Origin of the sequence: Streptomyces sp. NPDC000983 (genome assembly GCF_040299205.1) — a bacterium.
In the GTDB taxonomy this organism is placed as follows: domain Bacteria; phylum Actinomycetota; class Actinomycetes; order Streptomycetales; family Streptomycetaceae; genus Streptomyces.
Genome location: NZ_JBEPBM010000014.1, coordinates 104,540 through 128,475, shown reverse-complemented (window position 1 = coordinate 128,475; position 23,936 = coordinate 104,540). Strand labels below are relative to the sequence as shown.

Here is a 23,936-nt window from a genome sequence, read left to right as displayed (position 1 = left end):
CGGCTTTCCGGGTGATCCTGGACGAATGGAGTACGAGCGACTCCGGCGCACGGACGGCGCGCGCCACCGGCTGCGGCTCTGCGCGGCGTCCGCGCTGCTCGCGCTGGCCGTGCTGCTGGCACCCGTCAGTGTCGTCGCCACCTGGGTGAACTCCCAGGTCAACGATGTCGACCGCTATGTGCGGACCGTCTCTCCGCTGGCGCGGGACCCCGCCGTTCAGAAGCTGCTGATCGATCGTGTCACCGATGGGCTCGTCAAGGACGTCGATCTCAGCCGGATCACCGACGCGCTCGCCGACACCCTGGACGACCGGGACGCACCCCGCTTCCTCGTCGAGGCGGCCCGCGAGTGGGACGAACAGCTCGAGAGCGGACTGACGGCCGGCGTCCGCTTCGGCGTCGAGAAGGTCGTGACCAGCGAGGCCTTCGCCACGGCGTGGGACAACATCAATCGCGGCGCGCACACCGTGGCGACGAACGTGCTCACCGGAGAGGGAGACGGACCGCTCGCGGTCAGGGGCGACACCGTCGTCCTGAACGTCGGCCCGGTGGTGGAGGAACTGCAGGAGCGGCTGATCGGCACGACCCTCGTCCAGGGCGAGGACATACCCGGGGCCGACAAGTCGATCGTGCTGGCCCGCAACGACAACCTCAGCGAGGCGCAGGACGGCGCCCGCTGGCTCGGCGCCCTCGGCCCGTGGCTGCCCCTCACGGTGGTCGTGCTCGGCGGGCTGGGCGTCTGGGCGGCACCGAACCGGCGCGTCGCCCTGATGGCCGGAGCCATCGGCACCGGCGTCATGATGGGCGCACTCCTGGCCGGCGTCGCCGTGGCGCGCCAGATCTGCCTGAACGCGGTCGCGCGGGACGCGGAGACGCAGGAGGCCGCGGCGGCCGTCTACGACACCCTGGTGAGGTTCCTCCGGCAGGCCGCCCTCACCTCGCTGCTCACGGCCCTGCTCGTGGCGATCGCGGCCTACCTGTACGGGCCCGGGCGCGGTGCGGTCGCGGTGCGCTCGACCGTGGCGCGGGGCACCGGTGCCGCCGGGCACGCCCTCGCCCGGACGGGTGCGGCGACCGGGCCCGTCGGACCCTGGCTGCGCACGCACCGGCCCCTCACCACGGGCGCCGTCATCGGCGCCGGGGGACTCGCCCTGCTCCTGTGGAGCTACCCCACGCCCGCCGTCGTGGCCCTGCTGCTCCTGCTCGTCGTCGTGGCCCTGGCGGCCGTGGGCGTCGTCGCCGACACGGACGGGGCGGAGCGACGATTACGGGCGACGCCCACCGGGACCGGCCTCCACGCGTACGGCCGTCCGGCGTGGGCGTCACTGTCCCCAAGTCCGTTGATCCACTGTCCCGTTGGGGTAGATTCGGATCCCGGTACCAGGGAAGCGGGGGCGCATGGACAGGGTGGACACGCCGGACGGGATCGAGCTCGCCGACGCGATCGAGGTCGTCCGGGACCAGCTCATGCTGGCCACGGCCCGCGGCAACGGACAGGACGTCCGCTTCGAGGTCGGGGACATCCACATGGAGTTCACCGTCGAACTGCGCACGGAGGCCACCACGGGCGCGAAGGTCCGCGCCTGGGTCGTCGACGCCGGAGCCGACGGCACCCGGGCCCGTACCCGCACCCACCGCGTGGCGTTCACCCTGACCCCGAAGGACACCCGCACCGGAGGGTCCGTAGAGGTCGGCAACCCGGACCAGGGCGGCACCGGCCGCTTCGGCCGCGGCACGACGTCCTGAACGCCATGGTCGGGGCCCAGTCGCCCGCGGACCGTGTGGTGCTGGTCAGGGGCGGCGCCCAGGGCACCGGAGTCCTGCTCGGGCCCCGGCACGTCCTCACCGCGGCACACGTCGTACGCGAGCGGCGGCTCGAGCGGCCGGACGCGGCCGACGGCGCGCCCGGCGCGGCCGCCCCGGACGCGCCGCCCCGGTTCGCCCCCGCCGGACAGCACACGGTCGCGGTGATCCACCCGAGCGGTTCGCAGTGGGTGGCCTGCGACGTGCGCTGGAGGGACGAGAAGCGGGATCTCGCCCTGCTGGAGGCACGCGCCGAGGTGGTGCGCCCGGGCTACCTCAAGCCGCTCGGCAGGCCGCGCTGGGGGCGCGTCGCCACCGCGCAGCCCGTCCAGGACTGCCAGATCGTGGGCTTCCCGCAGGTACAGCGGGACCCGCTGACCGGCGAGATCGAATGCGACCAGTTCGAACTCACCGTGCTGCCCATGGCGAGCCGGCTCCGCCCGGACGTCCTGGTCGGCGAGTTCACCCGGCCGCCCGCGGCTCGGCCGCAGGACGACCGTTCGCCGCTGGCCGGACTCTCCGGAGCCCCCGTCCTCGCGGGCGGTGTGCTGATCGGCATCGTCACCCGGGTGCCCGCCGGGCGCGGCCACCTGCGGATCGAGGCGGCGTGCCTCGACGACGGCGTCACCACCGCCTTCACCCTGCCCGAGGACCACCGGCCGCGGCACCTGGAACCGGTCACCGAGTTCCACCGCCACGACGACCTGTTCGAACAGGAGTACCGGGACGCCGTCAAGGCCCGCTTCCACAGCATCGCGATCATCGGCATCGACGAACTGGGCAGCCACGAATCACGCTGGAACCTGGACACCGCCTACCTCCACCTGGAGGCCGAGAACGCCCCCGCCGGCCGGCGGACGCACGGCGCGCCCCCGCGCGCCCGCCGCGTCGACGAGCAGCTGCTGGCCGCGGCGCCCCGCGTGCTGCTCAGGGGAGAGGCGGGCGCGGGCAAGACGACGCTCGTCGAGTGGATCGCCTCCCACTCGGCCTCGGTCACCCTGGAGGGCAGCCTCGGCGCCCTCAACGGCCTCGTGCCCTTCGTCGTCCCGCTGCGCAGGCTGCGCGCGCACGGGCACGGCTTCCCCGGGCCGAGCGCGCTCTACCGGGTGGCCGGCCTGATGACGGGTGACGCGCCGCGCAACTGGGCACGCAGGGTCCTCGACGCAGGCCGTGCCCTGCTGCTGGTGGACGGCCTCGACGAGGTGCCGCAGGAGGACCGCGAGGAGGCCAGGCAGTGGCTCAGCGCGCTGCTGGCCGCCTTCCCCGCCAACCTGTGCCTGGTGACCGTCAGACCGCTGGCGGTGGAGACGGGCTGGCTGGCGGAGGAGGGCTTCAAGGAGCTGCACCTGCTGCCCATGCGGGACACGGACATCGAGACGTTCGTGCACGCCTGGCACGACACGGCCCGCCTGGAGGACTTCGTCACCGCCGAGGAGCGCGACCAGCTCTCCGAGCTGGAGGCGTCCCTGAAGGCGAAGTTCACCTCCAACCCCGCCCTGCGCAACCTCGCCCGGACCCCGCTGCTGTGCGCCGTCGTGTGCGCGCTGCACCGCCGCAGCGGCGGCGACCTGCCCGTCAGCCGCCCCGAACTGTATCTCGCGGCGCTGAAGATGCTCCTGGGCCGACGGGACGCGCGCCGGAAGATCCAACGGCCGGAAGGGGTCGAGCTGACCCCGGAGGCCCATCAGGCGCTCCTCCAGCGCATCGCCGTCTGGCTGGTGCGCAACGGACAGTCGCAGCTCTCCCACGAGCAGGCGGTCAAACAGCTCACCCCGGCCCTCGAAGGCATGCCCAAGGTCCGCGGCCAGGGATCCCCGCAGGCCATCCTGGGCCATCTCCTCAACCGCAGCGGTGTCCTGGAGGAACGCACCGCGGACAGCATCCAGTTCATCCACCGCACCTTCCAGGACTACCTCGCCGCCGCCGAGTTCCGGGACAGCGACTGCCTCGGCGAACTCCTGCGGCACGCCTCGCAGCAGGAGTGGCACGACGTCGTACTGCTCTCCGTCGGCCACTGCACGACCGCCGAGGTGCGCGCGGTCATCGAGGACCTGATGCGTCAGGGCGACGAACTCACCGGGCACGAGCGGTGGAACCTGCACGTCCTCGCGGCGAGTTGCGCGGCCGAGGCGGTGTTCCTGCCACCGAGCACGCTCCAGGCCGTCGAGGACCGGGTGAAGGCGTTCATGCCGCCGAGGAACGACGTCCAGGCGACGGAGGTGGCCAGACTCGGGACGTACGTGCTGCCGATGCTGCCCGGTCCGAGCGGACTCACCGAGGACGTACAACTCCTGGTGGTGACCACGCTCCGACGGATCGGCACCCCGGAGTGCCTGCCCCTCACCCTCGACTTCGCGTCCCAACCGAGCCGAGTGATACGCCAGTTCGCCGTCTCGGCCTGGCGGGACTTCCCGGTCGAACGGTACGCGCGCGAGGTGCTGGCCCGCATCAGGCTCGACGACGTCGAGGTGCACGTCGACCGCGACCACATGATCCGCAGCCTGCGTCATCTGGGACCGCTGCGTGACGTCGTCGTCAGCGGCGCCTTCCCCGCGCTCCAGCTGGACCGCGAACTGCCCCGCACCGAACTGGGCACGCTCACCGTGAAGGACAACCCCACGCTCGGCCATCTGTCCTTCCTCGCGAGGCGCCCGGGCATCACCCGGCTGTGCCTCGGGGAGGGGACCCTGGTCCACGACATCTCGGCCCTGAACGGCTCCGGCCTGACCATGCTGGCCCTGGACGCCACCCTGCTCGACCCGGTGGAGACGGCCGTCATCCCCACCCTTCCCCGACTGCGCGAACTACGCCTGCGCGGCCTGGGCCGCGACATGTTCCCCCCGGCGCATCCCGGCGTCGCACGGCTCTCCGTCTCCGCGGACGGCGGACGACTGGACTCCCTGCGGCACTGGAGCGGACTGCGCGGGCTCGCCGTACGGCACGAGACCTCGCTCCCCGAACTCTTCGAACAGCTCGCCCACCTGTCAAAGTTGACGGCGCTTCAGATTCAGGTGCGCGACCCGGCGTCGCAGCTCGCCGGGCTTCCGGTCCTGCCCGGACTGCACGCGCTCACCCTGCCCGCACTGGACGACGAAGCCGATCTCACCGGCCTCGCACGGACCTTCCCGGGCCTGCGGCGCATCACCCTGGGCGCGCCGGCCGAGCTGGACCTCACCCCGCTGCACGACCTGCCGGGGCTGTCCGTCACGCTCGTCGCGGACGGACAGCCACCCCGACTCAAGGGCCACGAAGCGCTCGGCGGACGCCTGCGCATCAAGGCCACGCCGGACCTGCGCTGACGCGCACAGTCCCCGGCTCAGAACGGCATCCGGCCGCGGGCCCGCCGCCCGGCACCCCCGCTGCGGCCCATCGCCCGCGAGCTGGAGCTGAACGGCTTGCTCAGCAGCCGCCCCAGGGCGCCGGGCGCCTTCGAGCCGGCCCGGGAACCCGCGCCGAGGCCGCGCTGGGCGCCGTTCTGCGGGTGACGGGACAGACGGGGCAGCAGGAACGCGAGCACGGCCAGGACCACGCAGGCGGCGACGACTATGCCGATGACCATCTCGGACTCCAAGTCTCGGTGGCGGACCGGACCTTCCGGCCCCTGCACCACCGACTGCCCCGCACTCCGCCGCGCACACCCCGCGACCGGAGCCGAGGGGTGCGCGGGGCGGTCAGAGCCCGCTGACCTTGCCGCTCGCCGAGAGCTCGTACACGAGGGTCACCGTGCGGCGGCCGCCCGGCGGCAGGGCGACGTCCCAGCGGGCGATGCCCTCCTCGTCGAGCGCGTCGGGGGCCGGCGAGCAGGCGTCCTTGCGCAGCCGTACCTCCACCGCCGACACCTCGGAGACCGGGACCCGCTCCCGCACCACGACCGTCCGGTCGCCCTCGGCCCCCGGTGCGGTGAAGCGCGACAGGTGCAGGCGCACCGTGCGGGTGACCGTGGTCCGCTGGGTCAGCCCGCCGACCTCGCGGGTCTCGTCCGTCTGCCGCACCACCCGGTAGTCGTCGTGGCTGCCGAAGGCGAGCTCGACCGGCGCGCCCGGGGCGGTGAAGTCCAGCGCGCCCCGGCCTGCGAACCCGCTGCCGCGCACCAGGTCCACGGGGCCGGCCAGCAGCGCGTGCCCCGAGGTGTTGTCGAACCGCACGACCTGGGTGACCAGTTCGGACAGCTCGGGCGAGCAGGCGTACTCGCTGCTCGCCGGCGTGGAGACGGAGGAGAGGGGTACGCGGTGGGCGCGCCCGTCGGAGGGCACGGAGACCGGCGCGGGGGAGCGCAGCACCCGGGTCTCGCCGCCGTCGTCCACCCCGGGCAGACCGAGCACGGGGGCGGGGCCCAGCTCGGTGATCTCCTGCTCGCGCAGCTCCACCTCGACCGTGCGCCGCTCGGCGGGCGAGCGGTCGGTGAGCGTCAGCCGGTCCTCGGTGAGGCGCGGCGGCTCGTTGGCGAGCGCGGAGCGGGCCGTCGACAGGGTCAGGCGTACGCCGGACCAGTCCTCGCCGGTGCGCTGCCACACCATGGCGTCGGTCTCCAGCGTCACGGTGTCCGCGTCGAGCACCGCCCGGTAGGCGGGCCGCCACAGGGCGCAGGGCACGAGGTGGCTCAGCCTGAGCCGGGCGGGCCCGGCCTCGGTGGCGCGCAGGGTCACCTCGACGTGGCCGAGGAGTTCGGCGGGCCGCTGCTCGGACAGGACGATCGCGTGCGCGGTCTCCTGCAGCTCGGTGCCGAGGACCGAGAGCCGGGCCTGGGTACGCCGCAACCGCTCGCTGTGCTCGTCGCGTTCACCGTCCACCCGGTCGAGTTCCTCGGTCCAGCGGGCCGTGTCCGCCTCGCCCGATCCGGCTCCCTCGCCGACCTCGCGCAGCAGATCGGCGGCCAGGCGGCCGAGCAGGTCGAGGCGGGCGCGCAGCCGGTCGGCGCGCTGCTCCAGCGTGAACCGCTCCTCCTCCAGGGCGTGCGCACGTCGGCGCAGCTCGGAGTCGTCGTCGGCGGGCCCCGGGCCGCGGGGCGTCCAGGCGCGGACGATCCGGGCGTCGAGGACGCGGGCGCGGCTGCCGTCGTCGAGTTCGGCGTGGAGGGTGCGGTCGACGGCCAGCGCGCTGACCGGTCCGAGGCGCAGCCGCGTCACACCGGCGGGCAGGTCGAGGTCGACGGTCCGCTCGACCTGGGCGCGGTCCTCCAGGCAGGTGACGGCGGCGACGGGGGCGGGGATCAGTTCCGGATCCGTGGGCATCGTGTGTCTCAGCTCCTGCGGTTGCCGCCGACCAGGGCCTTCGCGGCCGGGATACGGATCTCGTGGCCGCCGCGCAGGGCGGCGGTGCCGCCGGGCGGCAGCTCGACGCGCCACAGACGGGTGCCGGGTGCGTGCTGGTCGGGTCCCTCGTCGTCCGGGACGGTCCAGTCGGCGCGCTCCTCGATCCTCACGTCCGGATCGGAGGTGACCGGCACCTGCTCACGCACCTCGACGGAGACCGGCCGGGCGAGCCGGTTGGCGACCTCCACCTGCACCCCGTGCTCCAGCACGGTGACGTTGTTGCGCAGGCCCGCCGTGGACTCGTTGAGGTGGGTGCGCCGGGTGACCCGGATGCCCTCCGCGGGCCCGAGCCCCATCCGGCGCACTCCGCCGGGCGCGAGGGTGGGCAGCGCGGCGGTCAGCAGGAAGTCGTCGTCGACGGTGACCTCCACCGGCCCCGCGAGCAGTGCCTGGTCGGTGGCGTTGGACAGCACGAGCGTGCCGTACACCCGCTCCTCCACGGACGGGACGCACAGGTACTCGGTGCGCAGACCGACCGGGATCTCGCCGATGGTGACGGTGTGCCAGACGCCGTCGGAGGGGATGTCCGCGCGGGCGACGGCGTCGTAGCGGTGGTCGAAGGAGCCCGCCGAGACCCGCGGCCGTACGGCGTGGCCGGGCAGCGGCAGCGAGGCCACCGTCTCGGCGCGGCGGCGGTGTTCGACGGCCACCAGGTCCTGGGTCGTGCCCGGGAACAGCCGGCCCCGGCGGTTCGCGGGCTCCTCGGGGCCGCTCAGCGCGAGCGCGGCGTAGTCGAGTTCGTCGCCGGTGGGCTGCGGCGGCCCGGTCACCGGGGCGGGCGGCGCCGGGGGCGGCGGGGCCAGTGGACCGGAGGGCGGCGGCGGAGCGGTGGGGGCGGCGCCGCGGGGGCGGGCGGGGCGCTGCGGGGGCGCGGCCGCGAAGACGGGCATCGAGCGGTCCACGGACTGCGCCTGCGGCGGGGGACCGCCCGGCTCCGCGGGGCGCGGCGGCGCGCCGCTGTACGACGGCGCCACCGCGGGCATGGGCGCGGGAGGCAGCAGGGGAGCGCCGCCGACGGCCGGGGGCACCGGCGCCCCTCCGCCGGCGGACGGAACGGCGGCCGTGCGGGACCGAGGCCGCGCGCCGACCGAGTCGTACCCGGTGAACAGGTCGGAGAGGCCCGCCGGAGGCTCGCGCCAGCCGGACGGCGCGGGGACGGGCTGACGGCGCCCGATCCGCAGCGAGCGCAGCTTCGGCAGATCGGTGCGGCGCCGCAGATCGGCGGTGGCCAGCGCGATCCGTACGCCCGTCCAGTCCTCACCGGTGCGCTGCGCCACGGAGGCGCGCAGGACGAGGCCGCCGGAGTCCGCGCTCTGCCGGTAGGCCAGCCGGTACGCCGGAACCCAGACGGCGCCGGGAACCCCGTACTCCAACTCCAGTTCCACCTCGCCCGAACCGTCGAGCGTCAGGACGGCGCACACCGTGGTGTCGACGTGCGCGGCCGGGGCGTCGCTGGAGCTGCGGGCCAGCCGGTCGGCGGCGACGGTCAGTTCGTGCTCGGCCCGGTGCAGCTCCGTCTCCAGCTCGGTGAGGCCGCCGTGCAGCGCCGTCAGCCGTGCGTCGACGAAATCGGCGAGCGTCAGCCACGCGGCGGCCGGAGTCCGCCGGTGCGGGGGGTCGTCACGTCTGCGCGGGGGCGGCACCGGACGCAGCTCCGAGACCTCCCGGATGCGGGCGAGCATCCGCTCGTGGCGGCCCTGCACCGCGGCGTGGGCGTCGCGCAGCCGCTCCACCTCCCGCCGCAGTTCGTCGGAGGAACCGGTGGCGGCGGGCTCGGCGTCCACCTCGACCCGTACCTCGGTGACCCGGACACCCGAGCCGCCGAGCACGCGGGCCCGCAGGGAGCCCGGGTCCATGGAGCGGGGCAGACCCGCGACCCGGACCCGCCCCCCGTCCGGCACGGTGCCCCGCGCCAGCCGGCTGCACATGGCGCCCTGCGCGTACACCACGACCCCGTCCAGGGTCGAGGTCCAGCGCGGTGTCCCCTCGGAATTCATACGTTCAGCCCCCGTCATGTCCGTACCGGGCGAAGCCTAGCGTCCACCGCGGTGGCCGAAAGCGTTCCCCGGGCATCCCGAGGGCGCGTACCGGCTCGCGCCGCACCGGCATGTGCCTCCGCCCGCGGTCAGATTGGTCGGTTCCGCTGTGAACGGACCGGGCCCGGGAGCCGTATCCTTACGCGATCGAGGTGTGTATTCGGCCGAAATCCTCGATCTTCAGGGCATTTGTGCACATGGGTCCGCGCGTGCCGCGCGCGGCCGAGGGGGATCGGGGGACAGTCATCATGACGGCGAGCGGCACGGTGCGGACGAGCACCATGGCTCCGGTGGACACGGCGCGTTGGGTGATGTGGGGCTTCGTCCTCGCCAACGTGGCCGTCGTGGAGGCGCTGTTCTTCAGCGCCGGTGAGGGCAAGAACGGCATCCTCACGGTCGCCAAGTTCTTCGGAGTGCACGCGGCCCTGCTGATCCTCTTCCAACTGCTGCTGGTGGCCCGGCTGCCGTGGCTGGACCGGCGGATCGGGATGGACCGGCTCACCGTCTGGCACCGCTGGAACGGCTTCCTGCTGCTGTGGACCGTCCTCACCCACGCCACGCTGGTGGTGCTCGGCTTCGCGACGCTCGACGACACGACCATGGCGAAGACGTTCGTCGCCCTGAGCGGCGTCACCGCCTCCCTGCTGGGCATGCTCGCCGCCGCCCTCATCGTCGTGATCGGCGCGATCTCCACCCGCCCGCTGCGCCGCCGCCTGCGCTACGAGGTCTGGCACGGCCTGCACCTGCTGCTCTACGTCGCCCTCGGGCTGGCGTTCGTCCACCAGTTGGAGGAGACGACGACCTTCGCCTCCTCCACGTTCGCCACCGCCTACTGGTGGTTCCTGTGGCTGTTCGCGTTCGGCGCGCTCCTCGTGGGACGCGTCGCCGTGCCGGTGTGGCGCAACGCCTACCACGGCTTCCGGGTCACGGCCGTCGTACCGGAGTCCCTCAACGTCGTCACCGTCCACGTCTCCGGCCGCCACCTCGACAAGTACCCGGCCCGTGCGGGCCAGTTCTGCGTCTGGCGCTTCCCCGGCCACAACAACTGGTGGACGGCCAATCCCTTCTCCCTCTCGGCGGCGCCCGGCCCCGGGGGCCTGCGTCTGACGGCGAAGGCGGTCGGCGACACCAGCGCCGGCCTGCGCAACATCCCGGTCGGCAGCCGCGCCTTCGTCGAGGGCCCCTACGGCGCGTTCACCGCGCTGCACCGCAGCCGCCCCGGCCTGCTGCTGATCGCCGGGGGCGTCGGCATCACGCCGGTGCGGGCCATGCTGGAGGAGGACACGGCCGGCGAGGTCGTCGTGGTGTACCGGGTGCGCAGCGAGGCCGACGCCGTCCTGCTGAACGAGGTGCGGGACCTGGTCGCGCGGCGGGGCGGACGGCTGCACCTGGTCACCGGCCGGACCGGCGACGCCGCCGCGCCGCCGCTCGGCCCGGGCGCCCTGCACCACCTGGTCCCGGACCTCACCGACCGCGACGTGTACGTCTGCGGCCCGCCGGCCATGACCGAGACCGTCCTGGCCAGCCTGCGCGAACTCCGCGTCCCCGCACGGCAGGTGCACTCGGAGCGCTTCGGCCTGGCCTGACCGGCGATCACGAGCTTCACCGTATGCCGGTCAGTCGTCGCCGGCCGGAGGGAGCAGTGTGCCGAGCGGACCGAGATCGAGGTTGAGGTCCTCCATGGTCAGGCCGTAGTCGGCGCACAGTTCGGCCATGCGGTCGTGGAGGAGCAGCAGAGTGGAGCCGAGCCGTTCCTCCTGCTCCTCGGTGAGATCCCCCTGGTCGACGCGGTGCAGCGCCTGGCGCTCCATGAGCTGCCGCAGCAGTTCGACCAGCGTGAGAACCAGTCTGACCAGGCCCCGCTCGACCGAGTCGGGGTCGCTGCTGATACGCCGGACGGCGTGCGGCCCGGGAGCCCGGCAGTCCTCCGCCACCGCGGGCAGCAGCCGGAAGGCCTGGGCCGCCGCGTCGGCGACCTCGGCCAGGCGATCCGGCCGACCGGGACGCCGGCCGGCGTCCGGGCCCGTCACGAGGCGTCCTCAGGGAGCGCGGGCGTCGCCCACGGCGAAGGGTTCTCGGTGCTCACGGAGACGATCAGGGCCCGCAGCGAGACCCGTACCAGGTCGATGTCGGCGATCGACAGGACCACGTCCCCCGTGATGACCACCCCGCCACTGAGCAGCCGGTCGAGCAGGTCGATGAGCGCCACCTGGCGCTGCGCCAGCGGCTCGCTCCCGTGCATCGGCTCCATGCCCGTCATGGCGCACGGTCCGTCGCCGGGGCCTGCGCGCCCGGTGGTGCGGCGAAGGAGTACGGCGCCCAGGGGCCGGTGACGTCGACCCGTACGCCGGACAGGCCCTGGACGGCTTCAAGGACGCGCGTACGGAACTCCACCGCCGCTTCGTCCGGCACGAGGTAGGCGTCGTTGACGACGTTCTCCCCGGTGCCGACGGCGAGCTGCCCCTGCTGCACCCGGTGCCGGACATGGCCCGCGGCCATCACGGCGCCGATCGCCTCGACACGTTCGGCGGCATGCCGCGCCGACTCGTAACTCTCCTCACGAGAGTGCCGCTGGGAGCGACGGGCCCGCAGATAGGCCCGGCCCGGACTGAGCCCGTCCGCCGCGTCGGCCGCCGACGGCGCCTCGGTGTTCCCCGTGTCCGGCCGCGGCTCTACGTAGATCTTCACACCCCACTCAAGGTGTCCGGCCAGTCGCCGCAGGGCGTGCGACAGGTGGTCCGCCTCCTGTTCCAGCATCGCCGCCACCCGGCCGTCGTCCAGGTACACCGTGGCGAGTCGCAGCGGAAGCACGGTGGTGTGCGGGGCCAGGGACTCGATCACGGTGTGGTGGGCGCGGGCGACGACCTCCAGCCAGTCCAGGTCCTCCAGCCGGCGCCGTAGGGCGCTCTCCTGGAAGTCCCCGGCGGGGACCGAACTGACCGCGGCCGTCAGGGCGTCACCGGGGCCGCCCGGGACCAGCCGAACGCGCGCTCCCGCCACGCCTGCGACGCCTTCCAGCGCCGTGGTGAGTCCCTCCGCGGTGCCCATGACGGCGTAGGCGTAGGAGACCTCGTCACTCATCGGTGGCCCTGTTCGCTCGTCGAGTGTTGGAGTTGCGCGGTGGACGGCGGCGTCCGGCCGTCGACCCCGTCCCGTCGGACGGCAGCTCCCGTTCGCCCGTCAGGTTCTCGATCTCCGCGCGCAGCCGTCTGTTCTCCTCGGCCAGAGCTCGGTCGTCGGCGCGGGAGGAGAGCGACGGATCGTGCTCCCACCAGTCGATGCCCATTTCCTTGGCCTTGTCCACGGAGGCGACGATGAGCCGGAGTTTGATGGTGAGCAACTCGATGTCGAGGAGGTTGATCCGGATGTCCCCCGCGATGACGATGCCCTTGTCCAGAACGCGCTCCAGGATGTCGGCCAAGTTGGACGTGGAGCCGCGTTCGGGGCCGTAGGGAGCCGTTGCCCGGGAGGGGTACGCGCTCAGCCGGTTGGCTGGGGAGTCCGACACCGCAAGCACCTCGGTTCAGCTCAGACAGTGGGGTCGCCCCGCCGGTAGGCCGCGATCTCTTCGAGGCGGTCGAGGAGTTGGTCCTCGCGCTCGTCGAAGGCCGCCTGGTCGATGCGCCCTTCGAGCAACTCGCGCTCCAGCGCGGCCAGTTCCCGCTCCACGGTCTCGGGGTCGTAGTACTCCCGTTCCGCTGCCTCGACGACCTGGTCGACGACCCAGGTCACGCCCCGCACGGGCGCCAGCGGAAAGGTGAGGAGTTGCGTCAGCAGGCCCATGAGCCGTACCTCTCAGACGAAACTGTACGGGGGCAGCGGTCCGCGCAGTCGCAGCTCGAACTCCTCGCCCAGTTGGTTGGCCAGGCTGATCTCGGTGGCCAGGAACATCTCCTCCTGGTCGGCGTCGACCAGGAAGGACACGTTCAGGAAATCGTTGCGGCCAGGTGGTGAAGGGCGACTGTCACGCGTGTAGGGGCGCATCGCCTCGACGATGCCGTTGGCCAGGGCCTGTTCCCGCGCCTCGCTCTCCTGCGCGACGAGTTCACCGAGCGCGAGCGACATCTCGTGCGAGCCGGAGCCGCCACGGATGGCCGTGTTGAGTTCCCGGGCCTCGTCGTTCTCCAGCAGGATCCGGCGCAGCAGCGCTTCCTCCTCCCACGAGCACTTCAGGTTGTACTCGGTGGAGCCCTCCAGGCTCTGCAACCGTTCCTGGTATTCCCCCGCCCGCTCCTCCAGGACCGTGCGGACGTCGTCCTCGCTCTCGGCCGTCATGCCGAAGCGGAGCGGCAGCACGGCGCCGTCGGCCATCAGCCGCTCCTGGACTTCCTGATGGGCCAGCACATCACGCCGTTTGGCGCGCAGGCCCTCCGGGGCGTCGCTGACGACGGCGGAAAGCACTCCGGCACTCACCGTGCGCAGAGTGGCGGGAGGATCGCCGACACCCTCAACGCCGTCCAGCTTCATCGGGTGGTCCTTCGAGGTGATGGAGTACACGTAGACGGCCATGGTCACTCCCTCTGCCGCCGGGAAGCCCTGGTGGCCGGTCGACGCCGCCGCTGTCGGGGCTCCTCCTCGGGCTCCTCCTCGCCTTCGGCCGCCCCGGTCCCTTCCTCCTCGTCCGTCGCTTCCTCTTCGTCGTCGCCACCGGTCAGGGCGTTCTTGACGCTCTTCGCGGCGCCGCTCAGGACCCCGCTGGTCTTGCCTTCGGCCCCGCTCTCGGTGATCTCGCCGACTATGTCGGTGAGCTGGCTGGGCTGTTTGTTGCCCGATTCCAGATCGAGGCGGTTGCACGCCTCGGCGAAGCGGAGGTAGGTGTCCACGCTGGCCACGACGATACGAATGTCGATTTTGAGAATCTCGATGCCGACCAGGGACACCCGGATGAAGACATCGATGACGAGACCGCGGTCGAGAATCAGATCCAGGACGTCGTACAGACTGCTCGTGCTGCCGCGCGAGACACCGCCGCCGCCCTGTGGCACCACAGTCATGGCGCCTCCCTTCACCCACCCCTAGGTGCCTTTCAATGGCGTCGGTCGATCTGGCCGCGCGTGTAGCGACGAGTCCGTTCGTACGCCAGCAGTTCGCCCCTCGCACTCAGCGTCACGTGATAGGTACCGAGCACGCTGGTGGTTTCGGGGATCCGCTCCAGTTCGAGTACCTCGACATCCGCTTCCCACCCGTCATCCGTCGGTTTGATTGCCGAAACCGACTCCGGGGTGCGCCCGAGCAGTTCCTCCAGCTGCCCCGCGGCCGAGCGCATGGCCCAGGCCGCCGAGCGTGTCGCGGGCTTACTGGTGCTGTTACTGCGGGCGCGGCGTGCGCTGCCGTCACTGCGGGAGGGGCGCTTGCCACTCCCCGTGCCGTTCTTGTCTGACGCGGGCATATTCCCAACTCCGTCGCTGGAGCGGCACCTCACTGTCACTCGAATGTACTATTTCACCATATACATCTTGAAATTGTGCCGCGATGGGCCGTTGGCGGCCGCGAGCCGCCGGCGATGCCGGAGCGGCTCGCGGAGGGAATGATCGATGAACGATTCGACGAAGATCGCTCTCGCTGCCGCCCTAGCCGGTGGCTACGTTCTTGGCCGGACCAAGAAGGGCAAACTCGCCTTCGGCCTCGCCACCTACCTCGCGGGCCGCCGGTTCGGGCTGGAACCCCGGCAGCTGGCCGCCGAGGGGCTGCGCAAGCTTCAGGAGATCCCGCAGGTCGCGGACCTCGGAGAGCAGGTGCGCGGAGAGTTCAAGGACGCCGGCCGCAAGGCCTTCATGGCGGCCGCCGACCGCAAGCTCGCCGACCTCGCCGACGTCCTCCACGAGCGGACCGCACGGATCGGCAGTGCGGAGGGGGAAGGGGCCGGCGAAGAGGGGGAAGAGCAGTACGAGCCGGACGAGGAAGCGGAATACGAGGACGAGGAGGAGGAGGAAGGGGAGTTCGAGCCTGAGGACGCGGGGCCGGAGGACGAAGGCTTTGAGGACGAAGGCCCCGAAGACGAAGGACCGGACGAAGAAGAGGAACCGGACGAGGAGGAGCCGGAACAGGAAGCGGCGGCGGAGGAAGAGCCGGAAGAAGAAGAGCCGGAAGAAGAGCCCGAAGAGGAAGAGGAGGAGGAAGAGGCGCCGCGCCGCCGTACGGCCAAGCGCTCGCCGTCCCGCTCCGGGCCCCGCAGGCCCTCGGCACGCAAGACACCGGCCGAGAAGTCGCCCCCGGCGAAGAGGCCGGCTGCGAAGAAGTCCGCTCCGACCAAGAAGACCGCGGCGAAGAAGGCTCCGGCGAAGAAGAGCGCGGCGAAGAAGACCACGGCGAAGAAGGCTCCGGCCAAGAAGGCCGCCCCCAGGAAGACCGCGGCGAAGAAGACCGCCCCGAAGAAGACGACCGCGAAGAAGACGACGGCCAAGAGGGCGTCCGCGCGGCGGAGGTAGGCCATGGCCAAGACGGCAGAGCAGACCGGCCGGGATGAAACCTCCGGCCTTGACCGGTTGCGCGAGGAAGTCGTCGACTTCCTCGGCGCGCAAGTGGAGCGGCTCGCGGACGCGGCGGGCGACAAAATGGAGGGCCTGACCGACCAGTTGCAGGACGTGGCGGAGAACGGCGGCGTGCTGCCGAAGGTCGGCGCGCGAGTCCTCAAGGGGGACAATCCGCTGAAAGCCCTGATCGGGGAGAAGGCGAAAAGCATCAAGGACAGCGCCACCGAGAAGGTCTCGAATCTGTTCGGCGGCGGCAAGGGCAAGAAGTCCGGCTCCGCCAAGTCCATGAACATCATCGAGCACCTGGACGTGGGCGTACCCGTGCGCGTCGCCTACGACCACTGGACCCGGTTCGAGGCGTTCAGCTCCTTCACCAAAGGCGTGCGCAGTGTGTCCCAGGGGGGCGAGGGAGACAGCGACTGGAAGGTGAAGGTGGGCCCGTCCACACGTTCCTGGAAGGCCACCGTCCAGGAACAGATTCCGGACGAGCGCATCGCGTGGACTTCGGAGGGTGCCAAAGGCAGCACCCGAGGGTGCGTCAGCTTCCACGAAGTGACGCCCACGCTCACGCACATCGTTCTCGTCGTCGAGTACTACCCCTCGGGATTCTTCGAGAAGACCGGCAACATCTGGCGGGCTCAGGGACGCCGGCTGAGGCTCGACGCCAAGCACTTCCAGCGCTATGTGACGCTGTCGGACGAGACTCCGGACGGCTGGCGCGGTGAGATTCGCGACGGTGAGGTCGTGCGCACCCACGAGGAGGCGGTGGAGGAGGAAGAAGCGGAGGAGTCGGAGTACGAGGACGAGGAAGGGGCCGAGGACGAGGCACCCGAGGAGGAGTCCGGCGAGGACGAGGAAGAAGCGCCGGAGGACGAATACGCCGAAGGGGAGGACGAGTACGAGGACGAGGACGAGGACGAGGACCAGTGAAGCCCGGTCGACCGTCGGCAGGCGGCGAGTTCGTGCTGCCAGGCCGTCGTGGTGACGAACCCCTGCGGGTACAGCTGCGCGCAGGTACCGAGATGGTCGCGGAAGGCGGCGTGCAGGCGGGCGGAGTAGTGGGCGCACAGCCGCTTCGCCCGTGCCCGCGGCGGCGGAGTCGATGACGGCGATGGCAAGGGCGGCCGTACGCAGTGCTTGCGTGGTGCCGGTGCCACTGAGGGGGACGTAGCGGATGGCGCCCGCGCCGACGTGGAGCAGGCCGGGGCTCCGGCCGGTTGGCGGGGTGGCCGGGGTGTGGTGGAGCCTTGCCGCGTCGATACCTTCAAGGCGGGCCGTGGTGTCGTCCTGGCCGGTTGCGCACGGTGCCGTACGGGCCAGCAGGTGGCGGCGCCCGGCCGTCCGGTACGCGCCGTCGTGGCCGGGTGGGCCGGCTGTGACGGTCCACCGGGGGTCGGCCGACTCCGACCGTGGGAGTGGTTCGGGCTCCGCGCCCGCCACCGCGTCCGGGTACCGCTTCATGAGCCGGGTCAGCAGTCGTTCCGCGAACCGGGCGCAGTCCACCACCGTCGCCGGTCGAGGAAGCGGCGGGTCGGTGTCGCTGGCGGTTGTCCGGCGTGCGTGGCGGTGGGTGAGGCGGTGGCAGTCGGCCGTCGGGCCGTCCGCCTCCCGGTATCCCCGCAGGGCGTGGAGCAGCGCGAGGGTGTCGTCGCCCGGCAGCAGCGGGCGGGGCCCGCTCAAGGGCCGGGGCCGGGGCCGGACCCGGTGACCGCGCGCCAGGAGGAGCCAACCGCAGGTCAGTTCGGCGAGTTCGGATCCGGCGATCGTGACGATGGCCGGTGTCGCACGTCCTCACAAGGATGAGGTCGGCGATCAGGGCCTCGGTGGCCGCCCGGTGACGGGTCATCATGGCCCGCAGGTCGGTGCCGTCGAGGGCGGCCATGGTCTCCTGCAGTTGCCGCGCGGACCGGGCGGCGGCGAGGGTGGCGCGGCCGTCGGCGAGTTCCGGGACGGGTGGCGGTGCCGGGAGCCGGAAGCGGGGCGCGACGTCGCGGGCGGCGAGACGGTGGTTGACCTTGCGGAGGTTGGTCATGGCCCGCCGGGCGTGTTCGATCAGCACTCCGCCGGCCCGGTTGCCGAGGGCGAGGGTCTCCTTCATCGTGTCAATCAGCACGGCGTAGTTGAGGTCCGCCAACTTCAGGAGCCGCCGGTCGACCGGGTCCGGAGTCCTGTCGAGCTCGCGCAGGTACTCGTCCTCGGAGAACCCCGCGAGGTGTTCCTTGACCGCCTTGAAGCGCTCGAAGTGGTTCACGACCTCGTCGATGATGAGCTTGATCAGGTGGGCGTGCCGCACGGACATGCCGCCGACGCCGTCCGGGTTGAGTCCGTCGCTGGTCTTCTCCACCTGGACGAACCAGTCGAGTTGGGCGGCGGTGAGCCGCTGCAGCTCGAAGGCCCGGCCGGGCTGCGGCTGGATGACCATGCCGAGCGGCGGCGGGTCGAGCCGGTGCGGCCGGCCGAGCACGCCGAAGATCTCGTTGACCCACCTCAGGTGGCGCATCTCGTCCACCGCGATGGCGAGCACCTCGGCCGCGGCCGCGTGGAACCGGGCCACCGGCGACTGGGGTTGGTGCCGGGGGCGAGCCGCTCCAGTTCCCTCGACGCAGATTGCCCTGTGGGTCGGGGGCGGTGACGACGGCGTACTCGCAGTACTCGTTGTGGAGTGCGCGCCGTCCGCGCACGCCCCAGTCGGAGAGCCGGCGAGCCGTCGTCTGGTCGAAGCGGAACTCTGGCTCCGCGGGGATTCCGAACCAGGTGACGGGCACGCGCTGGGCGTTGGCGTCACCTGGTTCGAGCGTGAAGTACGGGCTTCCGTGGAGGGATTCGAGGCTGCTGACTCCTCCTCGATGACCTGGTTCCAGCGGTCGAGTCCACCGGGAGTCAGCTCGTCGGCGAATCCGGGTGCGGAGCACGATGCGGGCATGTCGGCACCTTCCGGCGGGTCGCGGGACCCGCAGGCTGCGTAGGACACGAACAAGATTGTCGCGCAGAGTAACGGATCCGCTTGCGCAGAGTCGCCAAAGGTGTGCCAGGGATCACGGCGAGCGTGGGCGGTGCCATGGTTCCGACCGGGAACTGGCTCTGGATCACGGGAGGTCGACGGCCGCACGTCGGGCGCGCCGCATCTCGCGTGCCGTGTGCGGGCGCGGTCGGCGTCACGCCGGCGCGGGCACGTCGTTGCGTGCCGCGCGCCGACGCCGGGAGGCGGTGTCAGATCTTGCAGAAGCCCGAGGACTTCAGCGCCTCGTTGATAGCCGTCGCCTGTTCCTCCGTCGTGATCACATCCTTGTAGGTGAACCGCTGAGCGGCGAGGCGGTCGAGCATCCCTGCCCCGCCGTTGATGGCGGAGCACTGGTTGCGTGCGGCGGTGATCGCCTCGGCCTCGTGCTCCACGACGTCCGGGGACGCGGCGGCGAGGGCGTCGAGGAGGGCCTGGCGGTCCGCGCCGGTCGGCTCGGGCGGAATGCCGGCTTCTGCGAGGGCCTGGTCCTTCTCCTGCTGGGACACCTCGCTCTGGGTGGCTTCGGGCTTGGCGCTGGGTTCTTCTGTACTGGAACAGGCGCTGAGCGCGCAGGCGAGCGCGCTGATGGCTATGGCGGCGGTGCGGGTGCGCATGATCCCCCTTGGTCACGGTTACGGAGGGGCATCATTGCGCTGCTCGGCGTGTCCGTGTACCGGAAGTGTCGATTCTGTGACTTCCCGCTTTCGGATTGTGAGCCAACCGTGAACACGACGGACGCCGGGGCTCCGGATGAAGTCTCAGGAGCAGGCGTACGTGAACTGCGCGGACGCCGTTTCCCGCGCCGGGGAGATGATCTGGAGCTCGGCACGCGCCGCGCGCAGGCCCTTGCCCTGGAAAGTCCACTTCAGCTGAAGCCGTGCCTGGTTCTGGCCGGGGACCATCACTTCACGGAGCACACCGGAGGACGTGCCGTCGCTTCTCGTCCAGCGGTAGGAGAGCGTGCCGGGCCGGCCGTTGGTCCTGACCACGGCGATGACGTCGGCCGTGCTGTCGCAGCCCAGAGCCGTGGGCCGGGCCGTGACCGCGACCGAGCGCACCTCGACGGACGGTCCGAGGCGCTGCCAGGCGAGGAAGGCGAGCACGCAGAGCAGGACCACGGCGGGCAGGGCGTGTCTTCGCCACCGCGCGGGTGGTGGTGGCGCGGGTGGCGCGGTCACCACGGGCAGCGTCGTGTGCGTGCGGTGGGCGACGGCCGCCGTGACGCCGGGACCGAACCGCAGCACGGTGCCCTCGACCCGGTCCGGCGGGGGCGAGGGCCGGGTCGCCGATGAGGGGTCCTCGACGAGCGTCGTCTCCGGTTCGGGCCGCTGGATCCAGTGGCTGCCGAGCACGGTCGCGCTGTACTCGGCGTCGGCGTCGGCGCCCGGGACGGAGTCGGCGGGCGCGTCGGCCTGGTCCGCGGCGGGCGGGAGGACCTTCGTGGGTTCCCCGGCCGGTGCCATGACCTTCGTGGGTTCCTCGGCGGGGGTCAGGTCCAGGGTCGGTTCCCGGTCCTCGCCTGCGGGGAGTGTGCGGTCTGTCATCCGATCGTGCACCTTCTGGTCAGGAGCTGGTCGAAGGCGCCTCCGTCGGCGGAGGCCGGGGAGGTGGTGGCCTGGACCGCCCAGTAGCAGCCGGTGTTCTGGAAGGTGTGGTCGACGCTGAGCGAGTACTGGGTGGACCCGCTGCGCGTGAACGTCTGCGACGCGCCGTCGGGGGACCCGAGCCGCCCACTGACGTCGCTCGTGAACCACGAGACGGTGATGGTGATCGGCCCGGTGCCGTCCGTGACGACGGTGATGCCTGCCGACGCCGTCGTGGACCCGGTCTGGGTGAACGCCGTGACGGCGACGTCCTTCACGGCGGGCGCGGCCGGCGACGGGGGAGCGGTGGTCGTCGTCGGCGGATCGGCGGTCGGCGTGGTACCGGGCGGGGTCGTGGTCTCCTCGCCCTCGGGCGGCGTGGCCGAGTCGGACGGCTCCGCGGACCCGGTGGCGGGGGAGCCGGAGGGCGACTCGCTCGGCGACGCCGACGGGCTCCCCGACACGGAGGACGACGCGGACGGCGACCCCGAGGACGTCGGAGCGCCGGTGCCGTCCGGCCCGGTGACCGGCTGGGCGCCGGTCGTGGCCAGCGCCTCGGCCGACTCCTGAGCGGCGTTGCCCGCGTCGAGCGGAATGCCGTACGTGAGGAGAATCCCGAGGACGACGGCGGCGATGGACACCAGGACGCCGGGCCTGCCGGGCCGCCAGGACCGCGCCGGGACCGGACCCGGCCCCTGGGGCAGCACCGTGCGCGCGGCGTCCGTGGTGCTCCGGGGCGCGCCCCGGGACGAGGGCAGCAGCAGCGGCAGCAGCGCCACGAGCGCGGCGAGCCTGCCCCGGCCGCGCTCCTCCCAGCCCGCGCCGAAGGCGGCGCCGGCGACCGCCTCCAGCTCCGTCACGAACTCGGCCGCCTGCGCGGGCCGCTCCTGCGGGTCCTTGGCCAGACCCCGGCGGACCAGCTCCTGTACGGCCTCGGGCGCGTCCCCGGCCGGGATGGGCGCCTCGACATGCTGAAGGGCCAGCTCGGCGAAGTTGTCGCCCGTATACGGTTTGCGGCCCGTCAGGCACTCGAAGAAGGTCGCGGTGGCGGCGTACACGTCGGCGGCCGGTGAGGCGGGCGCACCCGTCCACTGCTCCGGCGACATGTAGGACGGTGTGCCCGCCACGCCGGCCGCGGTGCCCGAGTCGACCGCGATGCCGAAGTCGACGAGCTTGGACGAACCGTCCGGTACGACCAGGACGTTCTCCGGCTTGTAGTCGCGGTGGACGACTCCGACACGGTGGGCGTCGGCCAGGCCGAGCAGCGAACCCTTGAGGAGGACCAGCGCGGACTCGGGGTCCAGCGGCCCGTTGCGGCTCAGCAGGGTCCGCAGGGAGATGCCGTCCACCAGCTCCATCACGATGGCGGCGCCGTGCGGGCTCTCCACGTACTCGTACAGATCGGTGACGTACGGGCTCTCCAGCCCGCCGAGCAGCCGTGCCTCGGCCCGGAAGTCGGACACGAAGCCGGGCCGGGTGCGCAGTGACTCACTGAGGTACTTCACCGCGACCGGAACCCCGGTCTCCTCGTGCACGGCGAGGACGACCCGCCCGCTCGCTCCGGACCCCAGTTCGAACGACTCGGTGTATCCCGGTACTTCCCATGTACTCATCGCATCCCCCAAGCGCAGGAGCCCCCGTGTGCTCCACGGCGACCACGCCACGCGGTCAGAGACACATTTTCGACCGCCCCGGTTGCGGCGCCAGAGGCTTCGCCGAGGTGTACCCCGACCGTGACCCGGCGGCCCCGGACGCCGACCGCGCCGCTCCAGGGGGTACCGCTGCCCCCGATCCGCCCGGGACACTGGCAGGCGTGCACTTCGTCTTCTTCATGACCCTGCCCGGCCTGGTCGTCCTGCTGACCCTGCTGGCCTTCCTCGACCAGCTGCTGCTGCGCGCGGGCCGGGCCGGAGTGCTGCCGTGGCGCAACGGCGCCCGGCAGGGTCAGATATCCGCGACTGGATTCGAACAACTGCACGCCACCCTCTCCGCGGGCAAGCAGAACGAACTCAAGGAACGGCAGTCGGCCCTGATCCTCCCCGACAACCAGGACGACGGAGCCCCGCCCCACACCACCACGGTCGACCTGACCGCCGGCACGGCGGTCGTCCGGTTGCCCCGCGCTTAGGGTCCTTCTGATGGATCTCCGCGGCGTCGCGACGCCCGGCACGCACTCTCGACGCACGGCGTGGAGGGACAGGTGGCTCCGCCACCTGTCCCTCCACGCCGCACGCCGAGCGCACGCACCGAACGCCGCTCCTTCTGCCACGGAGATCCATCAGAAGGACCCTAGCCTCCGGGGCTCTCGCCGCGCCGGCGCCGAGGGTGCGCGCTCAGTAGGTGAGCGCGTCCTCCGCCGTGCCGAAGAAGCTGGTGACCGCTGTGTCGTTGACCGTGACGGGGCCGCCGTTGACGGTGACGGTCGAGGGGGACTCGGCGGCGGTGAGGGCGATCTCCACCTGGGTGGCGCTCTTGCCGCCCGGGGTGTCGGCGCGGGAGAAGAGGATCCCGGCGTAGGCCTTCTCCCCGGGGTTCAGCAGCCAGTCCTCGCCGGTGGGGCCCATGTGTTCGGCGGCGCCGTCGAGTGCGGGGATCGTGATCACCAGGTCGTTGGCCGGCAGCAGGCAGGGGCCGCCGCCGTTGTTGGACGCGGTGAGCAGGGCGTGGTTGACGGGCTTGGAGGCGACGGTGACGTTGTAGGCCAGGTCGGTCGTCTCGCACATGCCGACCCCGCCGTCCTGGTCGTCGCCCGCCCCGTCCGCCGTCGGCGTCGCGGTACCGGCGCCGCTGTCCGGGGAGGCGGCCTCGCCGCCCCCGTCGCTCGGGGCGGCCGTCGAGGGTCTGGGGGAGGCGTCGTCGGTGTCCCCGATGGCGGAGGGGCTCGCCGTCGCGCCGGGCGCGGACGAGTCCTTGTCGGTGCCCTCGTTGCAGGCGGTCAGGGCCAGGATGCCGAGCGAGAGCGCGGCGAGGGCGGCGGTGGTGCGGCGGGCGGTGGCGGTGCGAGCCATGAGCGAGTCCCCCGGGGAGTCGGAATGTTGCGGTGATCGTGCCGTACGCGGGCCCGGATTTCGCCTGCTCAGACGGATCGAGATCTGTTTGCGGACAGGTCTGTGACACTGCGACAACGCGGCACGGGTCGGTGCGGGTCGCCCGGATGTCGGGGCGAGGCCGGGGAAAGGGCGGTGCGACGGTGGCTGCTCGTCCGTGGTGCCCCGCGTCCGTAGGATCACCGCATGAATCCCGACACCCCGCTGACCCGGGAGACGTTCCGGCGGCTCCACCCCATCAGCGCACCAGCGACACTCTCCCAACTGCCGGACCGGGTCTGGACGGAGGGGGAATGGGAGCGGATACGGCACGGGTACCGCGCTCAGGACATGGACGAGAAGTGGAACGTCTTCGCCGAGGGCGACGCCCTGTTCATGCACCGGAGCTGGACCGGGCGCGGTGTCTACGAGGCGACCTTCGCCGAGGTGCCCGGCGGCGGGCGGAGGATCGTCGCCGCGGTGGTGGAGGGTGACGGGACCGTTTATCGCCGCAGGAGCGACGCGTACGACTGTCTGACGCTGGAACTCGTCATCAGCGCGATCCTGCTCGGTGAGCCCGCGGAGAGTCTCCGGGCCGGGCTGCGCGAGCTGACCGCGCAGGCGACGGGGGTGAGTGACGCTCCCGCGGGCGTGGTGGAGCACAGCGTTCTGGGGCTGCGCTCAGGGTCGTAGCGCGCCGCCT

Annotated in this window: 22 protein-coding genes; 6 read left to right on the top strand and 16 right to left on the bottom strand. The window is 72.2% G+C overall.

Going from position 1 to position 23,936, the window contains the following annotated elements; translation table 11 throughout:
* The first annotated feature begins 25 nt into the window (after window positions 1-25).
* Window positions 26-5,101: an NACHT domain-containing protein gene (locus ABT296_RS18395; protein WP_502977278.1), complete on the top strand. Its 5,076-nt coding sequence runs from the start codon at window positions 26-28 to the stop codon at window positions 5,099-5,101.
* Window positions 5,102-5,118: 17 nt separating this feature from the next.
* Here ABT296_RS18395 and ABT296_RS18390 read toward each other — a convergent pair whose 3' ends face one another.
* The 3 genes from ABT296_RS18390 to ABT296_RS18380 form a co-directional block, all read right to left on the bottom strand.
* Entirely contained in the window at window positions 5,119-5,361 is a 243-nt protein-coding gene (locus ABT296_RS18390) for a DUF6411 family protein (RefSeq protein WP_351928449.1), read from the bottom strand.
* A 112-nt stretch (window positions 5,362-5,473) separates the two neighbouring features.
* Complete coding sequence (locus ABT296_RS18385) at window positions 5,474-7,033, bottom strand: mucoidy inhibitor MuiA family protein (RefSeq protein WP_351928448.1); 1,560 nt, start codon at window positions 7,031-7,033, stop codon at window positions 5,474-5,476.
* An 8-nt stretch (window positions 7,034-7,041) separates the two neighbouring features.
* Entirely contained in the window at window positions 7,042-9,111 is a 2,070-nt protein-coding gene (locus ABT296_RS18380; RefSeq protein WP_351928446.1) for a DUF4139 domain-containing protein, read from the bottom strand.
* Window positions 9,112-9,431: 320 nt separating this feature from the next.
* Here ABT296_RS18380 and ABT296_RS18375 point away from each other — a divergent pair, with 320 nt between their 5' ends.
* A complete protein-coding gene (locus tag ABT296_RS18375; RefSeq protein ID WP_351928568.1) occupies window positions 9,432-10,736 on the top strand; it encodes a ferredoxin reductase family protein in 1,305 nt (434 codons plus the stop codon).
* A 30-nt stretch (window positions 10,737-10,766) separates the two neighbouring features.
* Here ABT296_RS18375 and ABT296_RS18370 read toward each other — a convergent pair whose 3' ends face one another.
* From ABT296_RS18370 to ABT296_RS18335, 8 genes are read right to left on the bottom strand one after another with little or no spacing between them, the layout of a single operon-like run.
* A complete protein-coding gene (locus tag ABT296_RS18370) occupies window positions 10,767-11,180 on the bottom strand; it encodes a gas vesicle protein K (protein WP_351928444.1) in 414 nt (137 codons plus the stop codon).
* The gene (locus tag ABT296_RS18365; RefSeq protein ID WP_351928442.1) at window positions 11,177-11,410 is read right to left on the bottom strand and encodes a gas vesicle protein; all 234 of its coding nucleotides are present in this window, start codon (window positions 11,408-11,410) and stop codon (window positions 11,177-11,179) included. Before ABT296_RS18365 ends, ABT296_RS18370 begins: the two co-directional genes overlap by 4 nt.
* The gene (locus ABT296_RS18360) at window positions 11,407-12,231 is read right to left on the bottom strand and encodes a GvpL/GvpF family gas vesicle protein (RefSeq protein WP_351928440.1); all 825 of its coding nucleotides are present in this window, start codon (window positions 12,229-12,231) and stop codon (window positions 11,407-11,409) included. Before ABT296_RS18360 ends, ABT296_RS18365 begins: the two co-directional genes overlap by 4 nt.
* Window positions 12,224-12,658, bottom strand: a complete 435-nt coding sequence (locus ABT296_RS18355) for a gas vesicle protein (RefSeq protein WP_351928438.1) — start codon at window positions 12,656-12,658, stop codon at window positions 12,224-12,226. Before ABT296_RS18355 ends, ABT296_RS18360 begins: the two co-directional genes overlap by 8 nt.
* A 20-nt stretch (window positions 12,659-12,678) precedes the next feature.
* Complete coding sequence (locus ABT296_RS18350; RefSeq protein ID WP_351928436.1) at window positions 12,679-12,933, bottom strand: gas vesicle protein GvpG; 255 nt, start codon at window positions 12,931-12,933, stop codon at window positions 12,679-12,681.
* Window positions 12,934-12,945: 12 nt separating this feature from the next.
* The gene (locus ABT296_RS18345) at window positions 12,946-13,659 is read right to left on the bottom strand and encodes a GvpL/GvpF family gas vesicle protein (protein ID WP_351928434.1); all 714 of its coding nucleotides are present in this window, start codon (window positions 13,657-13,659) and stop codon (window positions 12,946-12,948) included.
* 2 nt (window positions 13,660-13,661) lie between these two features.
* Window positions 13,662-14,144, bottom strand: coding sequence for a gas vesicle structural protein GvpA (locus ABT296_RS18340; RefSeq protein WP_351928432.1), 483 nt, complete (start codon window positions 14,142-14,144; stop codon window positions 13,662-13,664).
* 32 nt (window positions 14,145-14,176) lie between these two features.
* Window positions 14,177-14,539 (bottom strand): gas vesicle protein GvpO, encoded by a 363-nt coding sequence (locus tag ABT296_RS18335; protein WP_351928430.1) that lies wholly within the window; start codon window positions 14,537-14,539, stop codon window positions 14,177-14,179.
* 145 nt (window positions 14,540-14,684) lie between these two features.
* On the opposite strand from ABT296_RS18335, the gene ABT296_RS18330 reads away from it, so the two are divergent.
* Both ABT296_RS18330 and ABT296_RS18325 read left to right on the top strand, forming a co-directional pair.
* The gene (locus ABT296_RS18330; RefSeq protein ID WP_351928428.1) at window positions 14,685-15,578 is read left to right on the top strand and encodes a histone protein; all 894 of its coding nucleotides are present in this window, start codon (window positions 14,685-14,687) and stop codon (window positions 15,576-15,578) included.
* Between the two features lie 3 nt (window positions 15,579-15,581).
* Window positions 15,582-16,553, top strand: coding sequence for an SRPBCC family protein (locus ABT296_RS18325; protein ID WP_351928426.1), 972 nt, complete (start codon window positions 15,582-15,584; stop codon window positions 16,551-16,553).
* Between the two features lie 334 nt (window positions 16,554-16,887).
* On the opposite strand, the gene ABT296_RS18320 is transcribed toward ABT296_RS18325, so the two are convergent.
* The 4 genes from ABT296_RS18320 to ABT296_RS18305 form a co-directional block, all read right to left on the bottom strand.
* Window positions 16,888-18,177, bottom strand: a complete 1,290-nt coding sequence (locus tag ABT296_RS18320; protein WP_351928424.1) for a hypothetical protein — start codon at window positions 18,175-18,177, stop codon at window positions 16,888-16,890.
* 656 nt (window positions 18,178-18,833) lie between these two features.
* Window positions 18,834-19,238, bottom strand: a complete 405-nt coding sequence (locus ABT296_RS18315) for a hypothetical protein (protein ID WP_351928422.1) — start codon at window positions 19,236-19,238, stop codon at window positions 18,834-18,836.
* A 144-nt stretch (window positions 19,239-19,382) separates the two neighbouring features.
* Window positions 19,383-20,168 carry a hypothetical protein gene (locus ABT296_RS18310; protein ID WP_351928420.1) on the bottom strand — a complete coding sequence of 262 codons (786 nt, stop codon included), beginning with the start codon at window positions 20,166-20,168 and terminating at the stop codon, window positions 19,383-19,385.
* Window positions 20,165-21,820, bottom strand: a complete 1,656-nt coding sequence (locus ABT296_RS18305; protein ID WP_351928418.1) for a serine/threonine-protein kinase — start codon at window positions 21,818-21,820, stop codon at window positions 20,165-20,167. The genes ABT296_RS18310 and ABT296_RS18305 overlap by 4 nt, the downstream gene beginning before the upstream one ends.
* Before the next feature lie 200 nt (window positions 21,821-22,020).
* Between ABT296_RS18305 and ABT296_RS18300 the strand changes: the two genes are divergently transcribed.
* Window positions 22,021-22,335: a DUF6191 domain-containing protein gene (locus ABT296_RS18300; protein WP_351928416.1), complete on the top strand. Its 315-nt coding sequence runs from the start codon at window positions 22,021-22,023 to the stop codon at window positions 22,333-22,335.
* A gap of 205 nt (window positions 22,336-22,540) precedes the next feature.
* Here ABT296_RS18300 and ABT296_RS18295 read toward each other — a convergent pair whose 3' ends face one another.
* Window positions 22,541-23,215, bottom strand: coding sequence for a DUF4232 domain-containing protein (locus tag ABT296_RS18295; RefSeq protein ID WP_351928415.1), 675 nt, complete (start codon window positions 23,213-23,215; stop codon window positions 22,541-22,543).
* Between the two features lie 225 nt (window positions 23,216-23,440).
* Between ABT296_RS18295 and ABT296_RS18290 the strand changes: the two genes are divergently transcribed.
* The gene (locus ABT296_RS18290; RefSeq protein ID WP_351928413.1) at window positions 23,441-23,926 is read left to right on the top strand and encodes a hypothetical protein; all 486 of its coding nucleotides are present in this window, start codon (window positions 23,441-23,443) and stop codon (window positions 23,924-23,926) included.
* Window positions 23,927-23,936: the final 10 nt, after the last annotated feature.